Source organism: Lacibacterium aquatile (assembly GCF_042683105.1).
Lineage (GTDB): Bacteria > Pseudomonadota > Alphaproteobacteria > Elsterales > Elsteraceae > Lacibacterium > Lacibacterium aquatile.
Genome location: NZ_JBHUIP010000016.1, coordinates 63,129 through 84,523, shown reverse-complemented (window position 1 = coordinate 84,523; position 21,395 = coordinate 63,129). Strand labels below are relative to the sequence as shown.

At 64.1% G+C, this 21,395-nt stretch carries 23 protein-coding genes; 14 read left to right on the top strand and 9 right to left on the bottom strand.

The annotated features are described in order from the left end of the window. Positions 1 to 79: 79 nt before the first annotated feature. On the top strand, positions 80 to 709 hold the full coding sequence (locus ACFSM5_RS19820) for a LysE family translocator (RefSeq protein ID WP_379878334.1): 630 nt from the start codon (positions 80 to 82) through the stop codon (positions 707 to 709). Here the strand turns inward: ACFSM5_RS19820 and ACFSM5_RS19815 are convergent. Continuing rightward, positions 706 to 1,335 (bottom strand): CGNR zinc finger domain-containing protein, encoded by a 630-nt coding sequence (locus ACFSM5_RS19815; RefSeq protein WP_379878333.1) that lies wholly within the window; start codon positions 1,333 to 1,335, stop codon positions 706 to 708. The genes ACFSM5_RS19820 and ACFSM5_RS19815 overlap by 4 nt on opposite strands. 39 nt (positions 1,336 to 1,374) lie before the next feature. Here ACFSM5_RS19815 and ACFSM5_RS19810 point away from each other — a divergent pair, with 39 nt between their 5' ends. Together ACFSM5_RS19810 and ACFSM5_RS19805 are read left to right on the top strand one after the other, a co-directional pair. After that, a complete protein-coding gene (locus ACFSM5_RS19810; protein WP_379878332.1) occupies positions 1,375 to 2,109 on the top strand; it encodes an AzlC family ABC transporter permease in 735 nt (244 codons plus the stop codon). Beyond that, a complete protein-coding gene (locus ACFSM5_RS19805) occupies positions 2,093 to 2,401 on the top strand; it encodes an AzlD domain-containing protein (RefSeq protein ID WP_379878331.1) in 309 nt (102 codons plus the stop codon). The genes ACFSM5_RS19810 and ACFSM5_RS19805 overlap by 17 nt, the downstream gene beginning before the upstream one ends. On the opposite strand, the gene ACFSM5_RS19800 is transcribed toward ACFSM5_RS19805, so the two are convergent. Continuing rightward, complete coding sequence (locus ACFSM5_RS19800; RefSeq protein WP_379878330.1) at positions 2,398 to 3,246, bottom strand: LysR substrate-binding domain-containing protein; 849 nt, start codon at positions 3,244 to 3,246, stop codon at positions 2,398 to 2,400. The genes ACFSM5_RS19805 and ACFSM5_RS19800 overlap by 4 nt on opposite strands. Before the next feature lie 99 nt (positions 3,247 to 3,345). Between ACFSM5_RS19800 and ACFSM5_RS19795 the strand changes: the two genes are divergently transcribed. Further along, positions 3,346 to 3,936 carry a LysE family translocator gene (locus ACFSM5_RS19795; protein WP_379878329.1) on the top strand — a complete coding sequence of 197 codons (591 nt, stop codon included), beginning with the start codon at positions 3,346 to 3,348 and terminating at the stop codon, positions 3,934 to 3,936. Here the strand turns inward: ACFSM5_RS19795 and ACFSM5_RS19790 are convergent. From ACFSM5_RS19790 to exbB, 6 genes are all read right to left on the bottom strand, one after another. Then, complete coding sequence (locus ACFSM5_RS19790) at positions 3,933 to 5,048, bottom strand: AI-2E family transporter (protein ID WP_379878328.1); 1,116 nt, start codon at positions 5,046 to 5,048, stop codon at positions 3,933 to 3,935. The genes ACFSM5_RS19795 and ACFSM5_RS19790 overlap by 4 nt on opposite strands. Before the next feature lie 66 nt (positions 5,049 to 5,114). Then, entirely contained in the window at positions 5,115 to 5,624 is a 510-nt protein-coding gene (locus ACFSM5_RS19785; protein ID WP_379878327.1) for a methylated-DNA--[protein]-cysteine S-methyltransferase, read from the bottom strand. Then, positions 5,614 to 7,098, bottom strand: coding sequence for an AlkA N-terminal domain-containing protein (locus ACFSM5_RS19780; protein WP_379878326.1), 1,485 nt, complete (start codon positions 7,096 to 7,098; stop codon positions 5,614 to 5,616). The genes ACFSM5_RS19785 and ACFSM5_RS19780 overlap by 11 nt, the downstream gene beginning before the upstream one ends. Before the next feature lie 65 nt (positions 7,099 to 7,163). Then, entirely contained in the window at positions 7,164 to 8,012 is an 849-nt protein-coding gene (locus tag ACFSM5_RS19775; protein WP_379878325.1) for an energy transducer TonB family protein, read from the bottom strand. Beyond that, positions 8,009 to 8,437, bottom strand: coding sequence for a TonB system transport protein ExbD (exbD, locus tag ACFSM5_RS19770; protein ID WP_379878324.1), 429 nt, complete (start codon positions 8,435 to 8,437; stop codon positions 8,009 to 8,011). The genes ACFSM5_RS19775 and exbD overlap by 4 nt, the downstream gene beginning before the upstream one ends. Positions 8,438 to 8,442: 5 nt before the next feature. After that, positions 8,443 to 9,219 carry a tonB-system energizer ExbB gene (gene exbB, locus ACFSM5_RS19765; RefSeq protein ID WP_379878323.1) on the bottom strand — a complete coding sequence of 259 codons (777 nt, stop codon included), beginning with the start codon at positions 9,217 to 9,219 and terminating at the stop codon, positions 8,443 to 8,445. Between the two features lie 293 nt (positions 9,220 to 9,512). Between exbB and ACFSM5_RS19760 the strand changes: the two genes are divergently transcribed. The 8 genes from ACFSM5_RS19760 to ACFSM5_RS19725 all read left to right on the top strand — a co-directional run bounded on the left by ACFSM5_RS19760 (position 9,513) and on the right by ACFSM5_RS19725 (position 19,164). Then, positions 9,513 to 10,055 carry an RNA polymerase sigma factor gene (locus ACFSM5_RS19760; RefSeq protein WP_379878322.1) on the top strand — a complete coding sequence of 181 codons (543 nt, stop codon included), beginning with the start codon at positions 9,513 to 9,515 and terminating at the stop codon, positions 10,053 to 10,055. 11 nt (positions 10,056 to 10,066) lie between these two features. Beyond that, entirely contained in the window at positions 10,067 to 11,095 is a 1,029-nt protein-coding gene (locus ACFSM5_RS19755; protein WP_379878321.1) for a FecR family protein, read from the top strand. Positions 11,096 to 11,426: 331 nt separating this feature from the next. After that, positions 11,427 to 13,847, top strand: a complete 2,421-nt coding sequence (locus tag ACFSM5_RS19750; protein WP_379878320.1) for a TonB-dependent siderophore receptor — start codon at positions 11,427 to 11,429, stop codon at positions 13,845 to 13,847. After that, complete coding sequence (locus ACFSM5_RS19745) at positions 13,841 to 14,998, top strand: ABC transporter substrate-binding protein (protein ID WP_379878319.1); 1,158 nt, start codon at positions 13,841 to 13,843, stop codon at positions 14,996 to 14,998. The genes ACFSM5_RS19750 and ACFSM5_RS19745 overlap by 7 nt, the downstream gene beginning before the upstream one ends. Then, the gene (locus tag ACFSM5_RS19740; protein ID WP_379878318.1) at positions 14,998 to 16,056 is read left to right on the top strand and encodes a FecCD family ABC transporter permease; all 1,059 of its coding nucleotides are present in this window, start codon (positions 14,998 to 15,000) and stop codon (positions 16,054 to 16,056) included. The genes ACFSM5_RS19745 and ACFSM5_RS19740 overlap by 1 nt, the downstream gene beginning before the upstream one ends. Further along, a complete protein-coding gene (locus tag ACFSM5_RS19735) occupies positions 16,053 to 16,850 on the top strand; it encodes an ABC transporter ATP-binding protein (RefSeq protein ID WP_379878317.1) in 798 nt (265 codons plus the stop codon). Before ACFSM5_RS19740 ends, ACFSM5_RS19735 begins: the two co-directional genes overlap by 4 nt. Then, complete coding sequence (locus tag ACFSM5_RS19730) at positions 16,847 to 17,932, top strand: DUF2218 domain-containing protein (protein ID WP_379878316.1); 1,086 nt, start codon at positions 16,847 to 16,849, stop codon at positions 17,930 to 17,932. Before ACFSM5_RS19735 ends, ACFSM5_RS19730 begins: the two co-directional genes overlap by 4 nt. Then, positions 17,929 to 19,164, top strand: a complete 1,236-nt coding sequence (locus ACFSM5_RS19725; RefSeq protein ID WP_379878315.1) for an MFS transporter — start codon at positions 17,929 to 17,931, stop codon at positions 19,162 to 19,164. The genes ACFSM5_RS19730 and ACFSM5_RS19725 overlap by 4 nt, the downstream gene beginning before the upstream one ends. Here the strand turns inward: ACFSM5_RS19725 and ACFSM5_RS19720 are convergent. Further along, positions 19,155 to 20,114: a helix-turn-helix transcriptional regulator gene (locus ACFSM5_RS19720; RefSeq protein ID WP_379878314.1), complete on the bottom strand. Its 960-nt coding sequence runs from the start codon at positions 20,112 to 20,114 to the stop codon at positions 19,155 to 19,157. The two genes, ACFSM5_RS19725 and ACFSM5_RS19720, sit on opposite strands and share 10 nt — an antisense overlap. Before the next feature lie 126 nt (positions 20,115 to 20,240). On the opposite strand from ACFSM5_RS19720, the gene ACFSM5_RS19715 reads away from it, so the two are divergent. Together ACFSM5_RS19715 and ACFSM5_RS19710 are read left to right on the top strand one after the other, a co-directional pair. Continuing rightward, positions 20,241 to 20,762, top strand: coding sequence for a DUF1579 domain-containing protein (locus tag ACFSM5_RS19715; RefSeq protein WP_379878313.1), 522 nt, complete (start codon positions 20,241 to 20,243; stop codon positions 20,760 to 20,762). Further along, entirely contained in the window at positions 20,759 to 21,358 is a 600-nt protein-coding gene (locus ACFSM5_RS19710; RefSeq protein WP_379878312.1) for a LysE family transporter, read from the top strand. The genes ACFSM5_RS19715 and ACFSM5_RS19710 overlap by 4 nt, the downstream gene beginning before the upstream one ends. Positions 21,359 to 21,395 lie beyond the last annotated feature (37 nt).

Genomic DNA, 21,395 nt, shown 5'->3' with positions numbered 1-21,395 from the left:
TGTCGTGGAGACAAGTCGACTGTCGATGACCTAAAGGCCGTGGCTCTAGACTTCCCGCCTCTTGTCAATGGAGGCACCGATGGAAGTTCTGCCCGTTCTGTTCAGTATTCTTGCCGCGTTGCTTATCGGGGCTATGAGTCCGGGGCCGAGCTTCGTGATGGTCTCGCGGTTGGCCATTTCCACCTCGCGTCGGGATGGGCTGGCGGCGGCCTTGGGGATGGGAGCCGGTGGGGCGGCCTTCGGAGCGCTGGCGCTGCTAGGTCTCGCCACGCTGCTGGCGCAGATCGACTGGCTCTATATGGGTTTCAAGATCGCAGGCGGGCTCTATCTCCTCTATCTCGGCATCCGCATCTGGCGCGGCGCCGATGTCCCTCTGACGGTTGCGACGGGCGATACGGGCGCCAGTAATCCTGGCCGGGCTTTTGCCGCCGCGCTCCTGACCCAGCTGAGCAATCCCAAGACAGCGGTCTACTATGGTTCGGTCTTTGTTGCCCTGCTGCCCGCCCAGACGCCGCTTTGGATGATGCTGGTTCTGCCGCCATTGATCTTCTGCCTGGAGACAGGTTGGTACGCCGTGGTGGCACTGGGATTTTCCGCCGATAAGCCGCGCGCTCTTTATCTGCGGACCAAAGGCTGGGTCGACCGGGCGGCGGGGGCCGTAATGGGTGCGCTGGGTATCCGCCTACTGATAGGCGCTACCGACCGCTAGTCAGCCTTATGGGCATGATAGGCGCGGCGTGCCCGCTCGCGATTGCCGCAGCCTTCGCTCGAACACCAGCGGCGCGAGCGGTTGCGGGAGTGATCAAGAAACAGATAACCGCACCCTTGTCCGCCGCAGATGCCGAGGCGTCCGGCATCGCTTGAGGTCAGCAGGGCCGACAGCGACCAGAGCACGGGCCACACAACTTCGCCCGGATCGCGCCCGGGCAAGTCGGGCAGATAGGCGTCGCCGCCGACGATCAGCGGTGGCAGGGCTGGCAGGGTGCGCAGACGCTCATTCATCGGCTTCGGATCCGGCGTTTCTCCCGCCTCGATCCGATGCAGAAAGGCGCGCATCTCGCCCCGCAAAGCGATGGCATCCCGCCAGACGGCTTCCGCCACTTTGGGATTGCGCGCAGCGACCCGAGCCAGACGGTCGAGCGGATCGGCAGCGGCAGTCTCCCGCGCCCGGCTCCAGGCCAGCAGCGCGTCATAGGATGTCAGTCGCTCCTCGGCCTTCGCTGTGTCGAGCTGTTCGACCGTATTGACGAAGTCGAGGCACACCGCGCCCCCGCAGAAACTGTCGATCCACTGCGGTGAGCGATAGGGGCCGTGCTGTCGCTTGACTTGGTCCATAGTGCAAACATAATGGTTTTGACCATTAGGAAATCTGACATGACGACGGTTGAAGCGCAAGCGGGCGACAGGCGGCCCTTCACCCTGGCCGGGGTCGGGCGGGGGCTGAAGGTCGGCTGGCCGTTCCTCTTCTCCAGCGGGGCCATCGGCCTCATCATGGGCGTGACCTATCGCGAGCTGGGACTGGACGCTATCCACGCCTTCCTGCTAAGCGCGCTGCTCTATTCCGGTACGGCCCAGGCGGTGACGGCGGCAATGTGGACGGTTTCCCCGCTGCCGCTGGCGGCAATGATGCTGGCGATCCTAAGCGTCAATGCCCGCTACCTCGTGATGGGCGCCAATCTGCGCCAGCATTTCTCCGACGTGCCCTTGCGCCGCATGCTGCCCGCGCTGTTCCTCCTGGCCGATGCCAATTGGGTGCTGACCGTCGCCAAGGCGGAGAAGGGCGACCGCGACGTGGGGCTGCTGGTCGGCTCCGGTTTGCCGATGTGGTCAGGCTGGGTCGCCGGGACGGTTGCAGGACATGCCCTGAATCTGGCGCCCAAGGGTGCGCTGGCCCTGGCTTTTGCCTTCCTGCCCCTGGGGCTGATCGTGTCGATGATCCCGGCGCAGATGAAGGGCAAGGCGCGGGCGGTGGCTTTGCCCTGGGTCATCACGGCGGCCGGTGTCTGGGCGGCTTCTTATCTGATGCCGCTGACCTGGGCGACTTTGGCAGGGGCGGCGCTGGGAACCGCAATCGGAGCGATGCGAGGGCGCGATGACGCTGGAAAATGACATCCTACTGGCACTCGCCGCGCTGGCCGTGCTGACCTTCGCCTTGCGGGCGGGTGGTTTCGTCGCGGTGAAACGGGCCGATCCCGGCAGCCTCTTTTATCGGTTGCTCTATCTAGCGCCGGGCAATCTCTTCATCGGCTTTGCGGTTGCAGGGATTATCGCGGGCGGCGTGGTAACGGCGGTGGGGATCATCGCTGCCGTTCTGGCGGCGCAGATCTTCAAGAACGAGATGATCTCGATGGCCGCAGGTGCCGCTGGCGTGGCTTTGACGGCTTTAGCATTGGCGGGCTAAGCCGCGTCCGCAGCGCCGCCCTCCAGGATGGAGCGGCAGAGGGCGTGGGCGGCCGGGGTGAGGGTGCGGGCGGTCAGGATGCCGAGGGTCAGGTCGGGCAGCGGCGGCAGATTGCGCAGGATCTTCAGGCGATCCGTAAGGCTGGACAGAGGCAGCGCGGCAACCGCGAGCCCGGCTTCGGCCACGGCCAGGAGCGCCGCCAGGTTTGGGCTGCTATAGGCGATGCGATGCTCGATACCTGCCTCGCTCAAGGCCGCAACTGCCCATTGCCGGGCCTGACAGTCGGGCTGAAAGACGGCAAGCGGCATCGGTTCGCGCCCCAGGGCCGGACGGCGCAGGGATGTTGCCCAGACCAGCGGCTCACGCCGGAAAAACTGCCCCGGTGACCCGCCCGGCACCTGCGAGACAAGGGCCACATCCAGATCCCCCGCCGCAATCAGGGCCGTGAGGCGGTCGCTGGTCTCGCACCGCAGTTCCAGATCGATCTGCGGCTGATCGGCGGCAAACCGCTCCAGAATCATCGGCAGGATGCCGCCCGCGTAATCGTCGGGGATGCCGAAGCGCACATTGCCGCGGGCGGTTGTGCCGCTAAGCGCGGTCACCGCTTCCTCCTGCAAGGCCAGCAATCGCCGGGCATAGCCCAGCAGCAGCTCTCCCTTGGGGGTCAGGCGTGGCCAGGGGCGTTCGCGGGTGAAGAGGGCATGTCCCGCAGCCTCCTCCAGCCGGGCGATCTGCATGCTGACGGCCGATTGGGTACGGCCTACCCGCTCGGCAGCGGCGCGAAAGCTGCCGTCCTCAACGATGGCCAGGAAGGTGCGGAGCAGATCGGGATCGAGCGGGCGCATAGCATGTCTTCAGGAAAATTGAAGATATCAACAATTCTATCAATTTGTCTGATCGACATGAAGCGCAGATCGTGAGGCATCGCTTCAGGAGATTCTGTGATGCTCGAGCTTGCCCTGGTCATTGTGCCATTTGCCTTTTCGATGACCGCTTCCCCCGGTCCGGCCAATCTGATGGTGGCGGCGACGGCGACCAATTTCGGCATCGCCCGCATCGTGCCGCAGATCCTGGGAATCGCTGTCGCGCTATTCGCCATGATCCTGGCGGCGGGTTTTGGATTGGGGGAGATTTTGCTGCGCCTGCCGCAGATCCATGGGGCGCTGAAATACGCCGGTGCGGCCTATCTGCTCTATCTCGGTTATCGGATCGCGACGGCGGCACCGCCCCGGATCAATGCGGATCGCAAGCCGGTGTCTTTCCTGGGGGCGGTGATGCTGCAGGTTCTGAACCCAAAGGGCTGGATCATCGCGCTGGGGGCTGTGACAGCTTTTACGCGCCCAACCGAGGAGATGTCGGGACAGGTCCTGGTGATCGCCGGGGTGACGGGGCTGATTGCTCTGCCGTCGATGGCGATCTGGGGCCTGCTGGGCGAGGCGGCGGGCCGTTTGCTGCAGTCCGCGCGGGCTTTCCGGGTCTTCAATCTGACGATGGCAGGGCTGCTGGTCGCCTCTATCGTTACGCTCTTCACCTAGCCAGACAGGAAATGCCCAAAAGCGGCGAGGCCTCGGATGCGGTTACAGATGATCTTGGCAATGGCCAGCATGGGGACGGAGATGATGGCGCCGGGAACGCCCCACATCCAGAACCAGAAGACCAGCGCCAGAATCACCACCACCGGATTGAGGGTAAAGCGGCGGGCGAGCAGCAGCGGCGTGATGCCCTGACCCTCGATAATATGGATTGCGAAGTAACATCCGGCGGGCAGCAAGGCTCGCCAGAGGGGATCGAGGCTCAAGAGGCCCGCCAACAGCAGAATACCGGCTGCGAAGATCGGGCCGATGATCGGGATATAATTCAGCAGGAAGGCGACGGAGCCCCATAGGACCGGATCTTCCAGTCCGAAGACCCAGGTCATAAGGCCGGTGGCGATCCCGACGCCCAGGTTCATGAGGGTGATCGTCGAGAGATAAGCCGAGATGTCGCTTTCGATCTGCTGCGAGATATCGACGATCTGCCGCTTGTCCTTGAAGCGCGGCAGGATCTCCACCAGACGGCGCAGGAAAGTGTCGCCCGACATCAGCAGGAAAAACAGGATCAGCAGCATGGTGAACAGGCCGCTGGCAAAATGCTGGGTCCCGACAAACAGCGATTCCCAGAGGCTCGGCCCTTTTACGGCTGGCGCTGCCGCAGTTCCGGCACCGACCTGGGTAAAACCTTCGGCCTGATGCATGAAATGGCGCAGAGTTTCTACCGGCGCACTCAGGAAACTCAGGCGCTCCTGCAGGCGTGGCACGCCTTCGGGAAGATTGGCGGCCCAGTTGCTGGCAGGACCCGACAGGGCGGCGCCAAAGCCGACGATAGCCCCAAAGACGGCCAGGATCACGAGGATGGCGGCGAGGACTCGCGGCACGCGCACCCGCTCCAGCAGGCGTATGGCGGGATGCAGCAGCAGCTTGAAGATGAAGGCCAGGACGATCGGCAGCACAATGTCGGACGCGACATAGCAGGCGGCCAGCAGCGCCAGCAGGAACAGCCCGCCCTGGAACACGACACGTGGATCGGTCGGCAAGGGCATGTCGCTGGGCAGGGGTTGCGAGTCTGCAACCTCCGGCGGAACCGCGTCGCTGACGCTTAAATTGGCCACGCTTCTTCTCCGGGCATGAGGGCGCGTATCTCCCTCAACCCAACGGCGGGGCCTAAGTTCCGTAACTTAAGCGCGGCTTTCGTGACGCAGCAGCCATTCCTTGCGGTGCAGGCCGCCGCCATAGCCGGTCAGCGCGCCATTGGCCCCGATCACCCGGTGGCAGGGCACGATGATCCCGACGGGATTGGCGCCATTCGCGGCCCCGACCGCGCGCACGGCCTTGGGGGCGTCGATGGCTTGGGCCAGGGCGCCATAGCTGGTGGTGGTTCCAGCGGGAATCCGGGTCAAGGCGCGCCAGACCTTCTGTTGAAACTCGGTCCCCGCCGTTGCCCAATCGATACCGTCGATGGCGGCAAGATCGCCCGCGAAATACTCGCCGAGGTGACGCTTGATGGCCGCTGGAGCAGTGCCGGGGGTCGGCTTCAGCGATCCGTAATGCAGCCGCAGCAGCTTCTCCAGTCGGGGGACATAGTCGCTGTAGTCGAGAGCGCGCAGACGCCCTTCTTCATCGGACACCAGCAGGATAGTGCCGATGGGGCTATCTAGCTGGTCGAGGGTCAGGCGTTCAGGCTGCATGTTTGACCTCCGACGCATCGCTGAGCGACGCCCACAGATGGATCGCGGCATAGGCCCGCCAGGGCCGCCAGGTTTCGGCGCGATCCAGCAGCTCCGGTACGCTGGGGCGGATGCCAGCCACGGCCATGGCCTTCAGCAGACCGACATCGGCGGCTGGAAAGGCATCACTTTCCCGCAAAGCCCGCAGCGCGATGTATTGGGCGGTCCAGTCGCCGATACCCGGCAGGGCGCAGAGTTTCGCGACCGCGCTATCGAGATCGCCATAGGGGCAGAGCAGGCGGGGATCGGTGGCGACGGCAGCGGCCAGTCCGGTGAGTGCCTTTGCCCGCGCCCCCGGCATCAGGCCCAGCCCCGCGATATCGGCTTTGGCCAAGGCGGCGGCATCGGGGAAGACATGGGTCAATCCCAGCGCGAGGGCGGCAGGATCGCTAAGGGTTCCCCCGAAGGTGGCAGCCAGCGTCCCGGCCAGTCTGCTGGCAACCGGCACCGTGATCTGCTGGCCAAGGATGGCACGTACCGCCAGCTCGAAACTATCCCAGGCGCCCGGTGCGCGCAGGCCGGGGCGGCGGGCGACCAGGGGAGCAAGGGTCGGGTCTTCTGCCAGATGGGAGCTGATCGCCAGGGGATCGGCCGACAGATCGAAGACCCGCCGGACCCTGGCGATGATCTGCGGCAACTGGGTCAGATCGGGGAAGCGGATGGTGACCTTCAGGCTGTCGCCTTTGCCGGGTTCCACCAGCAGATGACCGGTTTTGCCTCCCAAGGCGATGGTGCGGGCGTAGCGCCCGTCGATGACCGCCTCGACCCCCAGTATCGCCCGCGAGGCCAGGAAGCCGAGCATGCCAGCCCAATCATAGGGCGCGCGGTACCCCAGGGTCAGGGTCACGGGGGCGTCGGCAATCTCGATGGCTTGGGCGCCATGCCGAAGGCTGGCAGGCGCGCGGCGGAACAGGGTCTGAAAGGTCTCGTTGAAACGGCGGACGCTGCCGAATCCGGCAGCCAGAGCCACTTCGGCCATCGACAGGCGGGTCTCGTGGATCAACTGCTTGGCAAGCAGTACCCGGCGAGTCTGGGCAACGGCCACGGGGCTGGCCCCCAGATGCTGCTTGAACAGCCGCCGCAACTGACGCCCGCCGACACCCAGACGGTCACCCAGGGCTTCCACGTCGCCTTCATCCATCGCACCTTCCTCGATCAGGGCGAGCGCGCGGGAGACGGTGTTGGAGGACCCCCGCCAGGCGCCCATGTCCGGCGAGGTTTCGGGACGGCAGCGCAGGCAGGGGCGAAAGCCCGCCTCCTGGGCAGCGGCGGCCGAGGCATAGAAGGTCACATTCTCGCGCTTGGCGGTGCGGGCCGGGCAGATCGGGCGGCAATAGATCCCGGTGCTGCGGACCGCCACGAAGATCCGCCCGTCGAAGCGGGCGTCTCTGGTGGCAAGCGCACGATAGCAGATATCGGGGTCGAGATTTTCCATGCCTCGATCATCCCCGAAACCTGCGAGGCCGTCTCGCGGTTTTCGGACATGAATGGCGGCGTTTACTAAAGGCTTAGGTTGACCGGCACAATGATCTCCACCGTTTCCCCCAGCTTTTCAGGCGGTGGCGCGGGCAGCGGGGAGGCGCGGCGAACGATACCGAGGGCGGTGCGGTCGAAATCGCCATTGCCGGAGGAAACATGCACCTGAGACGATAGGACGTTGCCTTCGCGATCGATGACGAACTTGATCTCGATGTAAGGGCGGATGCCCCGTGACGTGATGTAGTCCGTGCGCCGGGTGAATCGGCGCAAGCGCGCGAACATCTGGTTTTCCCAAGTCATCTCCGCGTCCGATTTCATGGTCGGGCGCGGCGGTGGCGCCTCCACGGCCGCAGGGGCAGCCGGAGCCGAGGGGGGCGGCGCAGGCGGGGGCGGCGGCGCGTCGACGACCGGCGGCAGCGGATTTGGCGGTGGCGGAACCACCTGCCGCACCTGGGGCTTGGGCGCCGGTTTGGGTTTCGGCTTGGGCGGCGGGGGAGGCGGCGGCAAAGGCACCGCGACCTCGCGCTCGATCACCGGCGGCGGTGGTTCGGGTGGCGGTGGCAGTTCGATGGGAACTTCGATCGGCTTGGGCGGCTCGGGTACAGGTTCTGGCTCGGGCGGCGGTGGGGGCGGCTGCAAATCGACCGGCGGCGCTTCCTCGGGCAGGGGGATAGCCTCGGGCGGGATTTCGGGCAGCGGCAGCGGCTCCATATCGATCAGGATCGCGGGCAGCGGCGGGGGCATCGGCGCGGGGTCGAAGAAGCGCACAAGCATTGCTGCCACGCCGCCGGCATGGATGGTCAGCACCACGAGGCCCGCGATCAACCAGGGCCGGGAACTCCGGCTTTCCTGATAGAGCTCCATGGTCATGGGCGGACGGCCTGCTCGATCCCGACCAAGGCGACCTTTAGGTAACCTGCGTCCCGCAGCTTGTTCATCGTATCCATCAGGTCGCCATAGGGGACGACCCGGTCGGCGCGCAGAAAAATGCGGGTTTCCTTGTCACCATGGGTGGCACCCTCCAGGGCTTGGACGAGGCCGCTGGTGCTGATCGGCTGATCGCCCAACACCAGCGACAGATCGTCCTTCACGGTCAGATAGACCGGTTTGTCCGGGCGCGGCTGCTGGGCCGCGGTGGAGGCGGGCAGATCGACGGGCACATCGACGGTGGCGAGCGGCGCCGCCACCATGAAGATGATCAGCAGAACCAGAATGACGTCGATGAAGGGGGTAACGTTGATCTCGTGATTGACGGCGAGATCGTCGTCATCGTGACCGCCCAGACGTGCGCCCATAGTGACTACTCCGCCGCGCGGGTCAGCGGGGCCGGGGAGATCCGGCGGTCCAGATCACGGCTGATCAGGCGTTCGACGGCAGCGGCGGCATCCAGGCATTCGGCCTTGTAACCGGCGATCGCGCGGGCGAAGACGTTATAGATGATGACGGCGGGGATCGCGGCCACGAGGCCGATGGCGGTCGCCAGCAGCGCCTCGGCAATACCGGGGGCGACGACGGCCAGATTGGTCGTCTGGCTCTTCGAAATACCGATGAAGCTGTTCATGATGCCCCAGACGGTACCGAACAGACCCACGAACGGACCGATGGAGCCGATGGTGGCCAGCAGGCCCGTGCCGCGCGTCATGCGGCGGCCCGTCGCCTGCACAAGGCGGTCGAGGTGCGAGGAGACACGCTCCTTCAAGCCCTCGCCCGTGCCGCTGCCCGATGCCTCGGCTTCGGCGGCAGCGACTTTCACCAGACGCGACACGATGCCCTTGGTCGGCTTTGACCCCGCTTCGGCCAAGGTACGAGCGCGCAAGAGGACATCGAGACCAGCGCGCAGATCCTTGCGGGCGCTTGACAGTTCCCAGCTTTTTGCCAGCCAGACGGTCCAGGTCGCAACCGACGCCAGTGCCAGGCCGATCATGACCGCTTTGACCACCCAATCGGCAGCCAGGAACATGCCCATCGGCGACAGGTCGTGGGTCATGCCCGTCGGGATGGCCAGGGTTTCTGCTGCCGGAGCTTGGGCAAACACCAGGGTCGGGAAAAGCAGCAGGCAGGTCAGAAGAAAACGCATCGGTCTTACCCTATCGGGAGTGTCATCAGAACGGCGGCAGGCCTTGAGAAATGCCGACGGCCCGCAGCCTTGCGAGTGCGAGCGCAATCTATTCTCATTTCATAAGACGTTCCAGGCGAGCATTTTCCCCACGCTGATCCGCTTTTTTCATCGCAATGCACAAATGTCCCAGCCGCATGCCTTGCGATTCTCGCAGGTGCGTAGGCATTTCTTAGTAATTGCGAACGATTATCAATTGAAGTAGCCATTATAGGGCCGGATGGCGGCAGCGACCTTCGGGCTTTAAGGGGCCGATGACGGACGAGCGGGAGAAATTGCTGGCAGCGTTTCAGGAGCGACGGGAAGCCGTTACGCGCTTCCTGGTCCGCCGTGTCCGCAATCCCGAGATTGCCGAGGATCTGACCCAGGAAACCTGGATCCGGATCGCGACCGGCTCCGTTTCGATGGAGGTTGCAAATCCCGACGCCTACCTCTTCCGGGTAGCGGCCAACCTCGCCGCCGATCATGCGCGGGTCGAGAATCGGCGCCTGACCGCTAACGAGGTCGAAGATCTGCTTGAGATTCCGGCCGATAGCCCCGACCCGTCCGAGATTGCGACCGGCCGTCAGGAGCTCCAGGTGCTGGCAAAGGCCTTGGGGGATCTTCCCAGCCGTCAGCGCGAAATTTTCCGTCTTGCCCGCATTGAGGGGATGGCCCACCGCGAGATTGCCGAGAAATTCGACGTTTCAACCCGGACGGTGGAAAAAGATATCCTGAAAGCGCTCGAACATTGCGCACTCCGCCTGCGTCGATCTTTAAAAGGGCGATTCGGGTCTGGACAGTCTGAAACGTCTTAGAGGATAGAGTAATGCAACGTGGGTTGGCTGGCCGACCGTTGGCGAGCCCCTGCGTCGCAATGTTCATGGATCAGATGCCCCAGAATACGACGAGCAACGTCCTCGATTTACCCGGTCTCGACCCGCTGCTGCGGGAGGCGCTGGCGTTTGTCGTGCGTCTGACGTCGGGCGATGCGACCGAGGCCGATGCCACGGCACTGAAGGGCTGGCGTGCAACGGGACAGGATCATGAGCGCGCCTATCGCGAGGCGGTCCGCCTGTGGCGGGATCTCGGGACCGTGAAAAGCGCCAGCCATAATCCGTTCGCGCAAACCCCGGTCAGCCGTCGTGGCTTTCTGCGCTCCGGCGCTCTGGCGGCCAGCGTTGCCGGGCTGGCGGTTGTGGCGGGGGGATATGGCGTGCTGGGCCCGTCGATGGGGGCTCTATTCGCCGATTTCCGCACCGGCGTAGGAGAACGGCGGACAGTGGCGCTACCCGACGGCAGCCGGGTGGAACTCAATACCCGAACCGCCCTCTCCGTTCGCTATACGGCAGGGGAGCGCCGGATCGAACTGGTCGAGGGTGAAGCGCTTTTCACCGTCTCCCCCGATAAGGCACGGCCCTTCGTCGTGCAGGCCTCCGAGGGAACCACGACAGCGGTCGGTACGGTCTTTTCCGTGCATCGCACCGACGGCCATGTGGCGGTTACCTGCGTCGAGGGCATCATCGACGTCGCGGCAGGAAGTACGGCGCGCCTGACGGCAGGCCAGCAGATCCGCTATGGCCGGACCATCGGTCCGGTCCAGGAAGTGGATCCTCAGATTGCGACCGCCTGGAGCAAGGGCCTGCTGATCTTCCGCGACGAGCGTCTGGGGACTGTCATCGAACAGGTCGGCCGCTATCGCAGCGGCTGGATCATCATTGCCGATCCCAAGCGGGCCGAACATAAGGTCACCGGTGTTTTCCATCTGGACCGCCCGGAAGAGCTGCTGCGCCATATCGAACAGACCCTAGGCCTGTCCGAAACCCGCATCACCAATCGTCTGATCGTTCTGAGCTAAACAAAAAACCCGTCGCCCCGGGACTGGATCCCGGGGTCTCCTCCGGGGGCGTTTCCACGCTGTCGGGGTGAGAATTGGACAGGCTCCCGGAGGAGATCCCGTGGTCAAGTCCCGGGATGACGGCTGATGAAGGAGGCCGAGTCCTGGGAGGTCCCCCGCTCCTCCCAAATCGACCCCGACATAAAAACCTAAAAAACTTTGCGTCCGCAGTTCGGTTTTCAAAATCCCTGTCGTCTTAGACATTGAGAGCAGTTCGCAATCGCGATTGCGCCGGCCTTTAAAAGGGGCCGAAGACAGTGTCTTAGAAAAGGGACAGAGAATGGGTCAGCCGGTGGCTAGTTGGGCAAAATTAAAGCGGGGTGGACTTGCCGCCCTCCTTCTGTCGGGAAGCGCCCTGGTCGCCGTGCCGATGATCGCAATGGTTCCCACCGAAGCGCGCGCCCAGGCGCAAGCCCCGGTTGCCTTTGCGATCAACCCGCAGTCCCTTGATGGCGCCTTGGCAGCCTTTGGCGCCGCCAGCGGTATCCAAGTTCTCTATGACGCCGGTGTCGCCAATGGCGTCCGTTCGCCGGGCGTGTCCGGCAGCATGGACCCGCAGGAAGCCCTGAGCCGCCTGCTCGCCGGGACCGGCTTTGCCCCGCGCTTCACCGGCCCGAAGTCGGTCACTATTCAGAAGATGGCCGCCGCCAACAGCGGTACGACCACGCTGGCGCCGCTGACGCTGGAAGGTCGCCGCCAGGAAAGCCCGGTCGGTCCTGACCAGGGCATCATCGCGTCCCGCAGTGCGACCGCCACCAAGACCGACACCGCGCTGATCGACACTCCGCAGTCCGTTTCGGTCGTGACCCGCGATGCCATGACGGCCCAGGGCGCCCGCACGGTCGATGCCGCCACCCGCTATACCAGCGGCATCCGCTCTGAGCGTTTCGGTACCGATACCCGCCATGACTGGTTCGCGATCCGCGGTATCCACGCCACCTCCGACGGTGGCTTCCTGGATGGCCATTCGATGTTTGCGACCGGCTTTGCCGGGACCCGTATCGAAGAATTTGGCCTTGAGCGTATCGAAGTCGTGAAGGGGCCTAATTCGGCCATGTACGGCGGCGCACCTGCTGGCGGTTTCGTCAACATGGTCTCCAAGCGCCCGCAGTTCGAGAACGGCTATGAAGTCCAGACCGGCGTCGACAACTTCGGCCAGTTCTATGCCGGTGCCGATGCCACGGGTGCGGTCGATGCGTCGGGCAAGCTTGCCTACCGCTTGATCGCACTGGGTCGCGCGGGCGAGGTCGAGGGCGATGGCGCCAAGGACGAACGCTTTTTCATCGCCCCGTCGCTGACCTGGCGCCCGACCGACGACACCACGCTGACGGTTCTGGCCTCCTATCAGAAGGACCATACCGGCCCGAAACTGAAGCCGACCTTCCTGCCTTACGTCGGTACGGTGGATCCGATCCCCGGCTATGGCCATATCGATCGCGATTTCAACTTCGGTGAAGACAGCCTGGACGGTTTTGATCGCGACCAGATCATGCTCGGCTATGATTTCGAGCATAAGGTCAATGACCAGCTGACCCTGCGTCAGAGCACGAAATACACCTATCTCGACGTCAGCTATGGCCTGACCTACTCGATGCCGAACGGTGGTACCGGCACGACCTTCAACCGCCTCTGGGGCCTCAGCAAGCCCGAGTCGCATCAGGTTTCGGTCGATAATTCGGCGATCTTCAAGGCCCAGACCGGCTCGGTCAACCATACCTTCCTGGGTGGCTTCGACTATCGCTACTATCAGACCGACAACTACGATGAATTCGGCTTCCCGGCCGCCCTGGATGTTGCCAATCCGGATTATGATCCCCCGGCGTTCGGGCGGTTTGCCTATAACGACAACACCCAGAAGCTCAACCAGTACGGCGTCTATCTCCAGGACGAGATGAACCTCGACCGCTGGTATCTGACGCTGTCGGGTCGTCACGATTGGGTGACCCTGGAACAGAACAGCCCGACCGGGATGGACCCGAATCTGGATCGCAAGGATTCGAGCTTCAGCGGCCGTGCGGCCCTGCTCTACAAGACCTCCATCGGTCTGTCTCCCTATGTCAGCTACTCGACCTTCTTCAATCCGGTCGTGGGCGAAAACTCCACGGGTGGCCTCTATAAGCCGGAAACCGGCCGCCAGTACGAACTGGGTGTGAAGTTCCAACCCGAAGGCAGCCGCACCATGATCACGGCGGCGGTGTTCGATATCGTCCGCGAAAACGTCGTCAGCTCCAACGTCGCGCCATTCAACGGCCGTCAGGATGACGAAGTCCGCTCGCGCGGTTTCGAAATCGAAGGCAGCAGCGAGATCGTCGATGGTCTGAACCTGCGCGGCGCCTTCACCTATCACGACCTGAAGATCCTCGAAGGTTCGAACAAGGGCGAGCGTCCGGTCTCGGCGCCGGAACTCTATGCTTCGGCCTGGGCTGATTACACCTTCCAGACCGGCGACCTGCGCGGTCTTGGTTTCGGTGCTGGTGTGCGCTACGTCGGTGACTCGCCAGCCAATGATCAAAACAGCCGTTATGTTCCCGACTACGCGCTGGCCGATGCCGCGATCTTCTACGACATCCAGGGCTGGCGTCTGGGCCTGAATGTCTCGAACCTCTTCGACAAGCGTTATGTCGCGGCCTGCACCGGCACCACCCACGGCAACGAATACTGCTACTGGGGCGAAGGTCGCCGCGCGATGCTGAACGCGAGCTACAAGTGGTAAAATACTGCCGCTTTGCCCTGGCTCTGGTCTGGGTAGTGGTCCTGATGGCGTCGCTGGTTTCAGCGGCGCCATCAGCCTATGCACAAGGCACGAGTTTCCCACGTACCGTGACCGACGTCCTGGGGCGCAAGGTGGAGCTGAAGGCGCAGCCAAAGCGCCTGATGCTGGCTGAAGGTTTCCAGATCCAGACGCTCGGCCTGTTGGATAAGAATCCGGCCGATCTGCTGGTCGGTTGGGGCGGCGACCTCTCTGCCCTGGAGCCTGCGATCTACGCAACCTATCTGAAGGCGTTTCCGAAGCTGGCCGAAGTGCCGGTGGTAGGGGCTGGAACCGGCGACACTTTCTCGCTGGAAAAGGCGCTGGCGGTTTCGCCGGACCTTGCGATCTTTGGCGCCTGGCAGGTGCCGGGCGGTGTCCAGGATCCTGCCTTGCAGAAGTTCGAGGCGGCGGGCATTCCGGTCGTCATCATCGACTTCTATCGCGATCCGCTGAAGAACACCGTCGAAAGCATCCGCGTCCTGGGCGAAGCCCTGGGCAAGGAAGCGGCGGCGAAGGCCTATATCGACTTCTATAATTCCCGCATGGACCGCATCCGCAGCCGGGTTGCGGCCGGTCTGCCGGAAAAGCCGACGGTGCTGCTGCATGCCTATCCCGGCCTTTGGCCTTGCTGCTGGTCGGCGGGATCGGGCGGAACGGGTGAATTCATCAGCCTGCTGGGCGGCCGGAACATTGGCGCTGACAAGTTCCCGACCGAGAATGGCGGCCAGCTCAATCTGGAATTCGTCATCGACCAGGATCCGGACGTCTATATCGCGACCGGCCTGCCGCAGCTCAAACAGAAGAATACGCTGTCGGTCGGCTGGGGTGTCGACAAGGCGGCGGCGCGTACCAGTCTCGCAGGGGTCATGGAGATCCCCGGCATCGCCGAGCTTTCAGCCAAGGATAAGGGGCGCGCGCATGGTTTGTGGAATTTCTTCAACGGCAGCCCGCTGAACATCCTGGGCATCGAGGCGCTGGCGCGCTGGATCCAGCCGACGGTCTTTGCCGATCTTGATCCCGACGCGGCTATGGCCGAAATCAACAGGCGTTTCCTGGCGGTTCCTTTCGAGGGGACCTACTGGATCGATCTCAAGGAACCGAGTAGACCCTGATGGATACTACCTTGCGGCCGGATGCGGATACGCTGGCCGAATATGGCACCCTTTTGCGCCGCCGCGTGCTCATCGTGGCGGCTTTAAGCTTTCTGACGCTCATCGCTTTTCTGGCCGATGTGGCCCTGGGTCCGTCTGGCCTGTCGCTGGGCGAAACCATCCAGGGTCTGCTGTTCCCGGACGAGGTGAAGCGGTCGGTGACCGTTATCCTCTATCAGGTGCGTCTGCCTGCCGCCGTGATGGCGGTGCTGGTCGGTGTCGGCCTGTCGCTGGCGGGCGCAGAGATGCAGACGCTGATGAATAATGCCATGGCCAGCCCCTTCACCCTGGGTGTTTCGTCCGCCGCTTCGTTGGGCGCGGCCTTCGCCATCGTGCTGGGGATCAGCATTCCCGGCATCCCGCAGGGCTGGATCGTCGCCTTCAACGCCTTTGTCTTCGCCTTCGGGTCGATGGCGCTGTTGCAACTGCTCGTCCGTCTACGCGGGGCGGGGGCGGAGACGCTGGTGTTGTTCGGTATCGCCCTGGTCTTCACCTTCAATGCCCTGGTGTCGCTGCTGCAGTTTGTCGCCTCGCAGGAAACCTTGCAGCGCCTTGTGTTCTGGACCCTCGGCAGCCTGACGCGCGCCAATTGGGAATCCATCACCATCCTGGGCGCCGTGATCCTGGTCATCACCCCGCTGTCCTTCCGCGCCGCCTGGGGCCTTACGGCTTTGCGGCTGGGCGAGGATCGTGCGCGCAGCTTCGGGGTGGATGTGGGCCGGTTGCGCATCGCCTCCTTGCTGCGGATCGCGCTGCTGACCTCCGCCTCCGTCGCCTTTGTCGGCATCATCGGTTTCATCGGGCTGGTCGGCCCCCATATCGCGCGCCTGCTGGTGGGGGAGGATCATCGGTTCTTCCTGCCGGTCAGCGCGCTGATGGGCGCGCTGGTCATGTCGCTCTCCTCCATCGCCTCGAAGATGATCGTGCCGGGGATCCTGATTCCGGTCGGCATCGTGACGGCCCTGGTGGGGCTGCCGATCTTCTTTGCGCTGATCCTGAAGCGGAAGGAGCGGCTATGAGCGCGCTGCATGTTGAAAGCCTGAGCGTCGCGCTTGGCGGTCGCACAATCATCAATAGCCTGACGTTGCCCGCGATCCCATCGGGCGCGGTGACGGCGCTGGTGGGGCCGAATGCGGCGGGTAAATCGACCCTGCTGCGGGCCATCGCCGGGCTCATTCCCTCCAAGGGCGGGTTGCGTTGGGGCGAGATGGATCTGCAACGCGCCAGCCTGGCTGACCGGGCGGGCCAGATCGCTTTCATGCCCCAGGCCCTGCCTGCGGGCGTGCAACTGCGGGTGCTGGAAACGGTGGTGAGCGCCCTGATGGCCGCTCCCTCCGGCCAGCGGCCCCGGTCGAGCGCCTTGGCGCGGGAGCAGGCTTTAGCGATTCTGCAACGCCTGGACATCGAAGGTCTGGCGCTCATTTCGCTCGATACCCTGTCGGGTGGGCAGCGGCAGATGGTGGGGCTTGCCCAGGCCATCGTGCGCAATCCGCGCCTGCTGCTGCTGGACGAGCCGACCAGCGCCCTCGACCTGCGGCACCAGACACGGGTGATGTCGATCGCTCGGGATATGGCCGACAAGGGCGCCGCCGTGGTGGCGGTGCTGCATGATCTGGCCCTGGCCGCGCGCTGGGCCGATCGCATCCTGGTGCTCAATGGCGGGCATCTGAAATCGGCAGGCAGCCCGGAGCAAGCGATCACGCCCGCGATGCTGGCCGAGGTTTATGGCGTCTCCGCCCGGGTTGAGCCCTGTTCGATGGGTCGGCTGCAGGTGCTGGTGGACGCGACAGTGGAGAAAGTGACGAGCCGATGACCCTGGTTTCCGAAGTCCGCGTCGGTGTGGCCGATCCCGGCAAGCTGATCGACGCGATCTGTGAACATTTTGTCGAACATGACGCCAAGATCACCCGCACGGCCAAGGGGGGCGAAGCTAAGTTCTCCATCGGCCGGACGGTGATGAAGATCGATGGGCGCGAGTTGGTGTTCCGGGTCGAGGCCGAAGACATGGGCTATATCGACCTGATGCGGGCGGGTGTCGCCTATCATCTGGAGGAGTTCGTTGGCCCCGGCACGGTGCCGAATCTCGTCTGGGTGGGCGATGGCTGCGAGACGCGCACGCCCGCCTATTTCCGTGAACTCAAAGTGGTCGGCGCGCGCACTATCACGCCGCATATGCGACGTGTGACCTTATCGGGCGAGCGCCTGGACCGCTTCAATCTGGGCGGCCTGCATATCCGCCTGCTGATCCCCCCTGTCGGTCGCGCGCCGGTGTGGCCGGGTTTCGGGGTAAACGGCATTCTGATCTGGCCGCCGGGCGAGGATGCGCTGACCCTGCGCACCTATACGATCCGCGGGATCGACGTGGCGGCGGGGACGATGGATTTCGACGTTGTCCTGCATGGTGACGATACTGCAGGATCGCGCTGGGCCAGCCACTGCCAGCCGGGCGATATCGTCGGTATCCTGGGGCCGGGTGGCGGCGAAGTGCCGGATGCCGACTGGGTGCTGCTGGCCGGGGACGAAACCGCGCTGCCCGCCATCGCCCGCATTCTGGAAGATATGCCCGCGTCGACCAAGGGGCGCGCTTTCATCGAAGTGGCGGACGCAGCCGAGGAACAGACGCTGGTCAATAACACTGGCATCGAGGTTACCTGGCTGCATCGCGATGGCGCCGAACCCGGCACGACCCATCTGCTGGAAGCAGCAGTGCGTACGGTCGAATGGCCGACGGAAGGCCGCAACTTCGCCTGGACAGCCAGCGAGTTCTCCGCCTTCAAGTCGCTGCGCCGCTATTTCCGGAACGAGCTGGAGTTGGACAAGACCCAGCATTACTGCGTCGCTTATTGGCGGCGTGGCACAACGGAGGATGATTTCGCCGGGAAACCGACCGAGTGAAATCCCTGATGATCGACCTCGCGCCCCTGCGCGAGGTCCCGGACTTTCGCTATCTCTATGCCGGTCACGCCATCACACTGCTTTGCATCGGCGTGATGGTGGTGGCCTGCAACAGCCAGATCTATGCGATCAGCGGCTCGTCGTTCCAGGTGGGGCTGATCAATGTCACCATCGCGGTGGCGGCCTTCGTCTTCCTGATCCTGGGCGGATTTCTGGCTGATCGCTATGACCGCAGAGCCCTGCTGTTCTGGGCGCGGGCGGCGTTTGTGCCGGTCAATATCCTGCTGCTGCTGAATACCCTGTCCGACGAGCCGCGCCTTTGGCCGATCCATCTGGCGGCCAGCCTATCGGGCGCGACCGGCGGCCTGTCTTCCCCTGCCTTCATCGCCGCGATACCGGCACTGGTGGGGCGGCAGAGACTGGCGGCGACCGGGGCGCTCAATGCCGCCGCGACCCAGTTCGGCACGATTATCGGCCCCCTGATGGCAGCGGCGATGATCGCGCGTTGGGGGCTGGCGGCCTGTTACCTCTTCTGCGCCATCGGGGTCAGCCTGACGCCGCTGCTGATCCTCTTCATGAAGCCGCTACGGCCCGAAGGGCGCGAAAGTCAGACCCCCGGCCTTGCGGGTCTGAAGGAAGCCGCGCGCTTCATCCGGGGCAACCCCGTGGTTGGCGGCGTGTTGCTGATCGATCTGGCTGCGGTCATCTTTTCCATGCCTTTCGCTGTGTTTCCCGAACTCGGCGCCGGCGAGCTGGGCGGCGGGGCGGAAACGGTGGGTCTGCTGCATTCGGCCTTTGCCGCAGGCGCCCTGGCGGCGGCCCTGACCTCCGGCTGGATGGGCAAATTCAAGCACACCGGCATGGTGCTGATCGGCGCGACCCTGGCCTGGGGCGTGCTGGTGGCTGGGTTTGGTCTGGCGGGTAATATCCCGCTCGCCATGGTCTTCCTGCTCGGGGCGGGTTTTGCCTTTACGGTGGCGGAAATTCTGCGCGGCGCTTGGCTGCAATCGATCATTCCCGATGCCATGATGGGCCGCGTCTCCAGCCTGTGGATGATGCAGGCGAGCCTGAGCCCTGCCCTCGGCAATGCCCAGGTCGGTTTCTCCGCCCGCCTGTTTTCGCCGATGGCGGCGCTGGTAGGCGGCGGACTCCTGAGCGTCCTTGGCACCTTGGCGGTGGCGGGGTGGTTCCGGGCCTTGAGCAAAGCCTCGCTGACGAAACCTCAGGAATAGCGGGCAGCCACGCTGGCGGCGGTCTGCCGGATGCTGTCGCGCAGGTCGGGGGGCGCCAGGACCTCCACCTCGATGCCCAGAGCCAGGAAGCTGGCCGTCGCGACCTCGATGGATTCGATGGGTAGGGTGACCTCGCGCCAACCGGAATCATCGGCGGGACCCGCCGTTCGCAGGGCCTGGGCGATCACCTGACCTTCACGCGCCAGAATTGTCATGCCGCGTGGCGACAGACGCACGCTGGACTGCCGCTGCTGCATGCGCTGTTCATATTCCTGCGCCCAGTTCTCCCAAAAGGTGCTGAGATCAAAGCCGGGCGGGCGGATGAACCCTTCCTCCAGCACCTGGACATCCAGAATACTGGCGGCGCGATAGGTCCGCACCTGCTGTCCCACCTGCCCGATCAGGTACCAGACGCCAGCCTTGAGCACGAGACCCAGGGGATCGAGCTGCCGCTCCACCACGCCTTTCCAACTGTCATAGCGGATCGCGAGGCGCTTCTCGCCGAAGACAGCCGGGGCGATCAGGGGAAGCAGCTTCACCTGCTCCGCCCCCTTGAACCAGCCGATGGGATCCAGGTGGAAATGTTTGCCGGGGCGTTGGGCGTCGGCGCGCATGGGATCGGGTAAAGCGGCCAGCAGCTTCAATTGCCCCTGCGCCATCGCATCGCCCAGACCCAGTTCGGCCGCCGGTCCCGGCAGACCCGCCAGAAACAGCGCCTCCGCTTCGGCGGGGGTGAGGCCGGTCAGGCGGGTGCGATAGCCGTCCAGCAACTGAAAGCCACCATTGGCGCCGCGGTCGGCATAGACCGGCACATCGGCCGCTGAGAGCTGATCAATGTCGCGATAGATGGTGCGGACCGATACCTCAAACTCATCCGCCAGCGCCTGCGCCGTCATCCGGCCACGGGTCTGGAGCAGCAGCAGGATCGAGAGCAGTCGGCTGGCGCGCATGATTTTTTAAATCTAGCAGAAATACCTGACATTAGATGTCAGTTTTAACGGCGCAGGATGTTCTTCAACGCAACCGGCCTCAAGTAGCGCGAAGCGCGGTAGGCCAACGCAAACGAGGAAACTGCCATGTCCGCCAATGACTTCGACTTCTTGCTTGGGTCCTGGGACATCCGCCATCGCCGCCTGCGCAACCGGCTGGCGGATGATCCGAGCTGCGACGAGTTCACCGGCTATTCGCAAATCCGTAAAAGCTTTGGGGGGCTTGGGAATTTCGATGAATCGGTGCTGCATCTGCCGGGTGGCACCTACGTCGGGGTAACGATCCGCCTCTATGACCCCAAGAGCGAACTCTGGTCGATCAGTTGGGTCGACAGCCGCAACCCGGCCTTCGACGTGCCGATGGTGGGTAGGTTCGAGGGCGGGATCGGTCGCTTCTTCTGCGATGAAAGTTTCAATGGCCGTCCGATCCGGGTGCGGTTCCTCTGGAGCCAGATCGCTGCGACCTCTGCCCGCTGGGAACAGGCTTTCTCCACCGATGGCGGCGACAGCTGGGAAACCAACTGGGTGATGGATTTCACCCGTACGGCCGAGGCCTCGCAGCCCTCCAGCGTCTATGAAACCCTGGCTGTCGAAGGGGTCGCAGCATGAGTGTCTATCTGCCGATCCTCCTCTCGATCTTCACCCTCAATATGATGGCCTGCATCTCGCCGGGGCCAAATTTCCTGACCGTCAGCGGGGCGGCGGTCAAGCGTTCGCGCGGTCATGCGGTGGCGACGGCGCTGGGCATCATGACCGGTGACACGCTCTGGGCCATCGGCGCCGTCATCGGCCTCTCGGCGTTGCTGGAGGCTGTCCCCAGTCTGCAGACTGTCTTGCGGATTGGGGGAGGGCTCTATCTCGCCTATGTCGGCTGGTGCCTCTGGCGCTATGCGGGACAGGGGGTGGAGGCAGTGGGGCGTACCAGCGGTTTCTTCCCCGCGATGATGGTCAGTCTCACCAACCCCAAGGCACCGATTTATCTCGCCAGCACCTTCGGTCAGATCCTGGTACCGGGAACGCCGGGCTGGGTGCTGGTCGGGGCGGTGGTCACGGTGACCGGGGCATCCTTCGTCTGGTATGTGACGGTGGCTTTTGCTCTGTCCAACCCGGCGGCTCAAAGGACCTATCAGCGTTTTGCCGTCTGGATCGACCGGGTGACGGGGAGTTTGCTGATCGTCTTCGGTGCGTGGTTGGTGGCAGGCTAAGTCAGCTGATCAAAAATCTCGTCATCCCGTGGCTTGA